At 69.7% G+C, this 7226-nt stretch carries 8 protein-coding genes and 1 pseudogene; 4 read left to right on the top strand and 5 right to left on the bottom strand.

Annotated features, from left to right (window positions below):
- Nucleotides 1–162 precede the first annotated feature (162 nt).
- A pseudogene (locus tag ACWEOE_RS14020) lies at nucleotides 163–1343 on the top strand (IS3 family transposase).
- A 274-nt stretch (nucleotides 1344–1617) separates the two neighbouring features.
- The gene (locus ACWEOE_RS14015) at nucleotides 1618–2535 is read left to right on the top strand and encodes a sigma-70 family RNA polymerase sigma factor (RefSeq protein WP_452008203.1); all 918 of its coding nucleotides are present in this window, start codon (nucleotides 1618–1620) and stop codon (nucleotides 2533–2535) included.
- 6 nt (nucleotides 2536–2541) lie between these two features.
- On the opposite strand, the gene ACWEOE_RS14010 is transcribed toward ACWEOE_RS14015, so the two are convergent.
- The 4 genes from ACWEOE_RS14010 to ACWEOE_RS13995 all read right to left on the bottom strand — a co-directional run bounded on the left by ACWEOE_RS14010 (nucleotide 2542) and on the right by ACWEOE_RS13995 (nucleotide 5372).
- The gene (locus ACWEOE_RS14010; RefSeq protein WP_452008200.1) at nucleotides 2542–2874 is read right to left on the bottom strand and encodes a YciI family protein; all 333 of its coding nucleotides are present in this window, start codon (nucleotides 2872–2874) and stop codon (nucleotides 2542–2544) included.
- A gap of 33 nt (nucleotides 2875–2907) precedes the next feature.
- Nucleotides 2908–3375 (bottom strand): nitroreductase family deazaflavin-dependent oxidoreductase, encoded by a 468-nt coding sequence (locus tag ACWEOE_RS14005; protein ID WP_452008198.1) that lies wholly within the window; start codon nucleotides 3373–3375, stop codon nucleotides 2908–2910.
- A 10-nt stretch (nucleotides 3376–3385) separates the two neighbouring features.
- Complete coding sequence (locus ACWEOE_RS14000) at nucleotides 3386–4129, bottom strand: thioesterase II family protein (protein WP_452008195.1); 744 nt, start codon at nucleotides 4127–4129, stop codon at nucleotides 3386–3388.
- Nucleotides 4130–4193: 64 nt separating this feature from the next.
- Nucleotides 4194–5372, bottom strand: coding sequence for a sialidase family protein (locus ACWEOE_RS13995; RefSeq protein WP_452008193.1), 1179 nt, complete (start codon nucleotides 5370–5372; stop codon nucleotides 4194–4196).
- Nucleotides 5373–5531: 159 nt separating this feature from the next.
- On the opposite strand from ACWEOE_RS13995, the gene ACWEOE_RS13990 reads away from it, so the two are divergent.
- The gene (locus tag ACWEOE_RS13990) at nucleotides 5532–6128 is read left to right on the top strand and encodes a TetR/AcrR family transcriptional regulator (protein WP_452008190.1); all 597 of its coding nucleotides are present in this window, start codon (nucleotides 5532–5534) and stop codon (nucleotides 6126–6128) included.
- A 58-nt stretch (nucleotides 6129–6186) separates the two neighbouring features.
- Nucleotides 6187–6801, top strand: coding sequence for an MBL fold metallo-hydrolase (locus tag ACWEOE_RS13985; RefSeq protein ID WP_452008187.1), 615 nt, complete (start codon nucleotides 6187–6189; stop codon nucleotides 6799–6801).
- Between the two features lie 11 nt (nucleotides 6802–6812).
- Here the strand turns inward: ACWEOE_RS13985 and ACWEOE_RS13980 are convergent, their stop codons facing one another.
- Nucleotides 6813–7058 (bottom strand): hypothetical protein, encoded by a 246-nt coding sequence (locus ACWEOE_RS13980; RefSeq protein ID WP_452008185.1) that lies wholly within the window; start codon nucleotides 7056–7058, stop codon nucleotides 6813–6815.
- Between the last annotated feature and the right edge of the window lie 168 nt (nucleotides 7059–7226).

Raw genomic sequence — 7226 nt, 5'->3', positions numbered from 1 at the left:
CCGGACACACCAACATCGCCGCCGGACTACGCCACATGACCCGCAACCCCACCCGAGCCCTCACCCTGCTCGGCATCCACCCCTAAACACCACAATGAGCTTGTCCCCGCAGCTCGGACACCTGCCCTGAGGTGACCCTGGGTCACCAGGAAGGATGTCCCGGTGCCTGCACCACACCCGCCTGAGTTTCGTCGTCGTGCCGTCGAGTTAGCCCGTCAGGGCTCCAAACCGGTCGCTGAGCTGGCCAAAGAGCTGGGCATCAGCGAGTCGTGCCTGCGGAACTGGATGGCCCAGGATGCGACCGATGAGAACGGCTCGACGACCCGTTTGACGAGCGCGGAGAAGAAGGAACTTGCCCAGCTGCGGAAGAAAACCCGCCAGCTCGAGATGGAAAATGAGATCCTCAAGCGGGCGGCCGCGTACTTCGCGCGGGAGAACGTTCTCCCAAAGTAATCTACCCGCTGGTCCGCGAGCTCGCCGCTGACGGTTTCGACGTCGCGGTGGCCTGCCGGGTACTGAAGGTGTCGCGGTCGGGATATTACGACTGGCACGACCGGCCCCCCTCGTCCAGGGAGCAGGACAATAGACTGCTACTCAAACACATCGAGGCCATTCACGTCGAATCCCGCGGAACCTACGGGTGGCCACGCGTGCACGCGGAACTCGCCCTCGAAATGGGCGTGAACGTCAACCACAAATGAGTGGCCCGGCTCATGCGCGAAGCCGGCATCCAAGGCCTCTACCGACGCCGACGCCGCGGCTGCACGACCCGCAACCCCGCCGAGGAGCCCGCCGAAGACCTGGTCAACCGCAAATTCACCGCCGAGGGCCCGAACCGGCTGTGGCTCACCGACATCACCGAACATCCCACCAAAGAAGGGAAACTGTACTGTGCCGCCGTCATGGACGCCTATTCCCGGCGCATCATCGGCTGGTCCATCAACAACCATATGCGCACCGAGCTGGTGATCGACGCACTCGGCATGGCCACCCTCCGCCGCCAACCCGAATCCGGCGGTACCATCCTGCATTCCGACCACGGATCGCAATTCACGGCCTGGGCATTCGGACAACGACTCCGAACGGCCGGAATCCTACCCTCCATGGGCACCGTAGGCGATTGCTACGACAATTCCATGATGGAATCCTTCTGGGGCACACTTCAACTCGAAGTACTCGACACAAGAACATGGGAAACCCGTGACGAGCTTGCCACCGCGATCTTCGAATGGATAGAATGCTGGTACAACCCGGAACGGCGACACTCCTGCATTGGGATGCTCAGCCCGGCCGAGTTTGAAGCCCGCAACCCCGAGCGACCGTCACCACACCACGATCGCTGACGCCACACCCCGCGTGTCCGGCGAACGGGGACAAGCTCAACAACGACTTTGCCGGAACCCTGCCTCGGGAGGGTGGGGGCTTGTCTGGCGGGGGCTTGTCTGGCGGGGGCTTGGGTTTCTGTTCGGTGGCACAGGATCGCGATGAGGGGAACCGGGTGGACACGAACGTTGCGGAACAATCCTGGACCACAGCGGACCGCACCGGCGGCGGCACGCAGGCGCGTGACGAGCGAGCTGCTCGAACGCATCGAAGCCGGACAACGGAGCCCTAGACGTGCTCGACTTCGCGGCCAGCACCGCGCCGCACCGGGCCGAGTGGGTGGTGCACTGCTACCGCTTGCTCGGGTCGGTGCACGAGGCCGAGGACCTGGTGCAGGAGACGATGCTGCGGGCCTGGCGCGCGTGGGATCGCTACGACAGCGCGCGCGCCTCGGTGCGCACCTGGCTCTACCGCATCGCGACCAACGCGTGTCTCACGGCGCTCGAAGGGCGCGCGCGGCGACCGTTGCCGACGGGGCTGGGTGCGCCGAGCGAGGACCCGCAGGCGCCGCTCGTGCCGGCGTTCGAGGTGCCGTGGCTGCAGCCGCTGCCGGAGGATCCGGCGGCCGTCAGAGCGGCGCGTTCGGGGGTGCGGCTGGCGTTCGTCGCGGCGATGCAGGTGCTGCCGCCGCGGCAGAGGGCCGTGTTGGTGTTGCGCGACGTGCTCGAGTTCAGTGCCGCCGAGGTGGCGGAGCTGCTCGGCACGACGACGGCCTCGGTCAACAGTGCGCTGCAGCGGGCCAGGGCCGGGGTCGCCGGGGTGTCGGCCGACGAGCTGACCGAGTCGGGAGAAGCGGTGATCGACGAGTACGTCCGCGCGTTCGAGGCCGCGGACGTCGACGCGCTGGTGGCGTTGCTGACCGACGACGTCGTGCTTGAGATGCCGCCCGTGCCGCTCTGGTTCCGGGGGCGCGCGGACTACGCCCGGTTCATGGCGCGCGTGTTCGAGATGCGCGGCACCCGCTGGCAGCTGCGGCGCACGCACGCCAACGGCCAGCCCGCCTTCGCCGCCTACTGCTGGAACGGCGCCGCCTTCCGCCTGCACACGCTGCAGGTGTTCTCGCTCGCCGGTGCGCGCGTGGCGCACACCGTCGTGTTCCAGGACCCGGCGGTGTTCGAGGCGTTCGGCCTGGCGCCCGTGCTCGCGGGCTGAGGGCGGTCAGCCGCCGAGCAGCGGGCGGACCTCGACGCCGCCGTCGAGCACCGGGACGAAGCCGCCGATCTCCACGGCGTGGTCGAGGTCGCGTGCGTCGACGATGAAAAAGCCCGCCATGGCCTCAGGGCTCACCGCGAAGGGACCGGTCGTGACCGACGTGCCGCGAAGCGACCGGGTCAGCGCCGACGGCTGGGTCGCGTAACCGGCGATCAGCGTGCCGCCCGAAGCGGTGATGCGGTCCTCGACGCGGGCGTGCTCTTCGAGCAGCTCGGGCGGAAGATCCGCGACACCGCCGGGCGACTCGCGCTCGTAGATCAGGATCGCGTAGTGCGGCATCCGCCTCTCCTTCGCTCGGCCGGATGGCCCAAGCTACCGGGGCGAGAGGTGGAACACCCGGATTTCGCGATGGGCGGCGCGCACGGCGTACGTGTCGTACGCGGGCCAGTATTTCGCCACGGCCCGCCACGTCTCCTCGCGCTCGGCGCCTTCGAGCAGCCGGCCGCGCACCTCGGTGGTCACGCCGCGGATGGTGATGGTCGCCTCGGGGTTCGCGAGCAGGTTCGCCGACCACGCGGGCTGCTTCTCGCCGCCCCAGTTGGAGCCGACCACGACGTGGCCACCGTCGCGCTCGACGTAGAGCAGCGGGACCTGGCGCGGTTCCCCGCTGGTGCGCCCGATCGTGGTCAGCAGCAGGGCGGGCACGCCCAGCGGGGTGCCGACGCCGAGGCGTCCGCCGGTCACCCGCAGCACCACGCGGTCGGCCGGCATGATCACGCGGCCCAGCGCGGCGAACGCGGTGGTCTTGCCGAACCCGCTGATCAGCTTTCGCAGTCCCATTTCGCGCACCCTACTGGGCGTCGGCGAGTGTCTCGCGCAGCGCTGCCACGACGTGGGCGAGCCGCTCGGTGAGGTAGAAGTGCCCGCCGGGGTGCGTCGTGAAGGTGAAGCCGCCGGTGGTGTGCGCGGCCCAGGCCCGCACGTCGTCCGGGGTCACGCGCGGGTCGTCGGCCCCGGCGTGCGCGTGGATGGGCGCGGCGAGCGGTGGGGCGTCGGGGTGGGTGTGGGTCTCGATGGCGGTGTAGTCGGCGCGCAGGGCGGGCAGCACGAGGGCGCGCAGCTCCGGGTCTTCGAACACGCGCGGATCGGTGCCGTTGAGCTGGGCGACCTCGGCGATCAGGTGGTCGTCGCCGCGCAGGTGCACGGGTTCCGAGGTGTCCGGGCGGGACGGCGCGCGGCGAGCGGAGACGACCACGGAGTGCGGGCCGGAGCCCCGCGCTTCGAGCCGCAGGGCGACCTCGTACGCGAGCGTCGCGCCCATGCTGTGGCCGAAGAACACGACCGGCACGTCGAACCACGGCAGCAGCGCCTGGGTGATGGCGTCGGCGAGTTCGGGCACGCGTGTGAGCGCAGCTTCACCGAGCCGGTCCTGGCGGCCCGGGTACTGCACGGTGAGCACGTCGGCCGCGGGGGACAGCGCCTGGGAGAACGGGTGGAAGAACGACGCCGAGCCGCCCGCGTGCGGCAGGAAGACCAGCCTCGCCGGTGCGTCGTCCGCCGGGTGGTAACGCCGGATCCACCGCTCGTCGCTCACTCGCGCCCCCTCCTGTTCCCTCGATCCTGCCGCACCGCCGGGCGCGGCAGGATCGAGGTGTGGGTCAGCGCACGTCGGTGATCCGCTGGAACACGACACGTTCGTACGGTCCGGCCGTGCCGGTCTCGTACAGGAGACCGACGGTGGCGGGGTCGGCCTGCACGAGGTCGGAGTACCCCGCCGGGCCCGTGGTGAGCGTGCGGCCGGCGCGCCACGTGTGCCCGCCGTCGGAGCTGAGCCGCAGCTGCATCACCGCGCGAGTGGCCGGGTTGGCCGGGCCGGAGTACAGCAGCAGCCAGGGTTTCGTGGTCTGCAGCACGCTGCCTTCCACCTTCGTGCCCGAGATCCCGGGCTGCACCTGGTACGGCTTCACGAGCGTTTTCCCGCCGTCGAAGCTGTAGCCGTCCACGCGGTGCTCGGCGGCGGAGCCCTGGTTGCGGCTGGTGAAGTACAGCGCGCCGGTGGGCAGCTCGGTCATCGACGTCTCGTTGGCGGCGATCACGCCGTCGGTGCGGTCGTCGGTGAAGCCGATGTGCCAGGTGCGGCCGTTGTCGTCACTGTAGAGGTCGTGGCCGCCGTAGTACTTCGCTTCCGTGCCGAGGTCGGACGAGCCGGCGGGCGGGGCGCTGGAGTGGTTGGCGGGCACGACGATCCGGCCGGCGTGCGGGCCGTGGCGCAGCAGGGTGGCGTGGCCGGGGCCGGTGGCGTACCAGCGCCAGGTGGGCAGCTTGGTCTCGGTGGTGATGTCCTGGGCTTTGGTCCAGGTGCGACCGTTGTCCTTGCTGCGCAGGAGGAACACACGGCGGGTGTCCTGATCGGACGCGGTGCCGTCCATGATCTGCTTTTCGCTGACCGGTCCGTTGTGGACGGTGAGCAGCACCAGCTCGCCGTTGCGCGCGAGGACGGGTGTCGGGTTGCCGGCGGTGTTGTCGCCGTTGCTGTCCACGACGGTCAGCGGACCCCAGGTGCAGCCGCCGTCACGCGAGGTCTTCGACACGGTCTGGATGGCGCCCGAGTCGCCGGCCGAGTCTCTTCGGCCCTCGGCGAACGCGATCAGCGACCCGTTGCCGGCCCGCACCACCGCGGGGATGCGGAAGGTGTCGTAGCCCTCGGAGCCGGAGGTGAAGGGCACCGACGACGTGCAGCCGTGGTGCGGTGGAGCGGCCGTGGCCGCCGGGGTGAAGGGCAGGCCGAGTGCGGTTGCCGCGAGAAGAGTCGTCCCGAACCTGCGGATCGGTGACACGTTCCGCCTCCTCGTCAGTGGGGATGGGACCGGTGGGGATGGGATCGATGGAAAGACCAGGACATGGGATGTCCGACGTCCTATGTCCGGACAACTTAGGGAGGCCCGCGGGGTTCGTCAAGGTGTTGTCGCTGTCTGCGCTCGCGTAAGGTTCCGGCCATGACCGAGGCGCGCACGGGTTACCACCACGGAAACCTGCGGGCGGTGCTGCTCTCCAACGCCGAGCGCGTGCTGGAGGAATCGGGCCCCGACGAGCTGTCGCTGCGGCAGCTCGCTCGCGACGCCGGTGTGAGCCACGGTGCGCCCCGTCAGCACTTCGCCGACAAGCGCGCGCTGCTCGACGCGCTCGCGGAGCGGGGCTTCGACCAGCTCGGGCGCGAGCTCGAAGCGGCGCGCGTGGCCGATGACGCGCCGTTCGCCGACGGGCTGCTGGCTTTCGCGCGCGCGTGGGTGGGGTTCGCGACGCGGCGCCCGGCGCTGCTCGACCTGATGTTCGCGGCGAAGAACCGCGAGGACGCGCGTGACCTGCGGGAGGTGGCCGACCGGACGTTCGCCTCGGCGTCGGCGATGATCGCCCGCGCACAGGCGAGCGGTGAGGCGGTGGCCGGTGAGCGTGTGGAGTTCGCGATCTTCGCGACGCTGCAGGGGCTGGCCTCGCTCGTGACCAGCGGGATGAGTGGCGCCCGGCCGGTGGCGCAGCTGGTGGAGGAGACCATCGCGGTGCTCGTCGACGGGCTGCGGCCGCGCTGTCGTTGATCGAGGCTGTCGCTAATTGAGACCACCGGGGCGCGAGGTGCGTGCGATCGTCCCGGACGTGGACGTCGATCTCACGGTGACCGCCGGGAACTACCGCTTCGACGGGGTGTCGTTCGCCGTCGACACGAACATCTGGCTCCTCGGCGACGAGGACCAAGTGCTCGTGGTCGACGCCGGCTTCGACTCGACCGCGATCACCGCCGCGATCGACGGCCGTGACGTGCTGGGGATCCTGTGCACCCACGCGCACAACGACCACGCCGACGCCGCCCTGGCCCTGGCGGACGCGACGGGCGCGCCCGTGCTGCTGCACCCGGGTGACGCCCGGCTGTGGGCCCGGGTCAACCCCGGTCGTCGCCCCGACGCCGAGCTGGCCGACGGGCAGGTGCTCGAGGTCGCCGGCTCACCGGTGGTCGTGCTGCACACCCCGGGTCACACGGCGGGTTCGGTCTGCTTGCACCTGCCCGACGACGGCCTGCTCTTCAGCGGCGACACCCTGCTGTCCGGCGGCCCCGGTATGACCGGCGACGTGCTGTCGAGCACCTCGACGCTGCACGATTCGGTGCGCCGGAAATTGCTCGTGCTGCCCGATGAAACGGTGGTGCACCCGGGTCACGGATACGACACCGACATCGGTACCGAGCGCGAGGAATCGTGGGCCGGACAGATCTGACGGATCTCGCGTCAGATTCTTTCGCAGGCGAGGGTGAGGTCCACGCCGTAGATCACGTAGGAGCATTCGTGCGAAGCGTGTGCGGCGTCGGTTTCCGTGCAGGAAACGGGAAAGCCGAGCACGTCGATGGAGCAGTAAGCGTAGAAGCGGTCCGGGTTGCCGGGTACCTGGTCGGCCGCCGCGGGCAGTGCGGTCGCCACCAGTCCGCCGCACACGAGTGCGCCCGCCGTGGCTAACGAAGCGATTCGGGTTTTCATCTTCGCCGTCCTTTCCTGCGAATGCGGGGTTTCCGCTTTCGGGAAATGCCCGGATTCCGGTGGTTCCATCCTCGGGTCACCCCAACGTGTCACTGCGCGCGTCCTGGTGCGCTGTCGCGGGTGCCGCGACTTGGGCCGGCAGAAAAGATGACGGCGCTCATATATCAT

Source organism: Amycolatopsis sp. NPDC004368 (genome assembly GCF_053602515.1).
The sequence above is the reverse complement of the archived record's forward strand: the minus strand, read 5'-3'. Positions and strand labels throughout refer to the sequence as shown.

Coding starts and splice junctions, on each gene's coding strand:
- ACWEOE_RS14010 (WP_452008200.1), bottom strand. CDS start 2,874: ATGCCGCACTACGCGATCCTGATCTACGAGCGCGAGTCGCCCGGCGGT.
- ACWEOE_RS14005 (WP_452008198.1), bottom strand. CDS start 3,375: ATGGGACTGCGAAAGCTGATCAGCGGGTTCGGCAAGACCACCGCGTTC.
- ACWEOE_RS13990 (WP_452008190.1), top strand. CDS start 5,532: ATGACCGAGGCGCGCACGGGTTACCACCACGGAAACCTGCGGGCGGTG.
- ACWEOE_RS13980 (WP_452008185.1), bottom strand. CDS start 7,058: ATGAAAACCCGAATCGCTTCGTTAGCCACGGCGGGCGCACTCGTGTGC.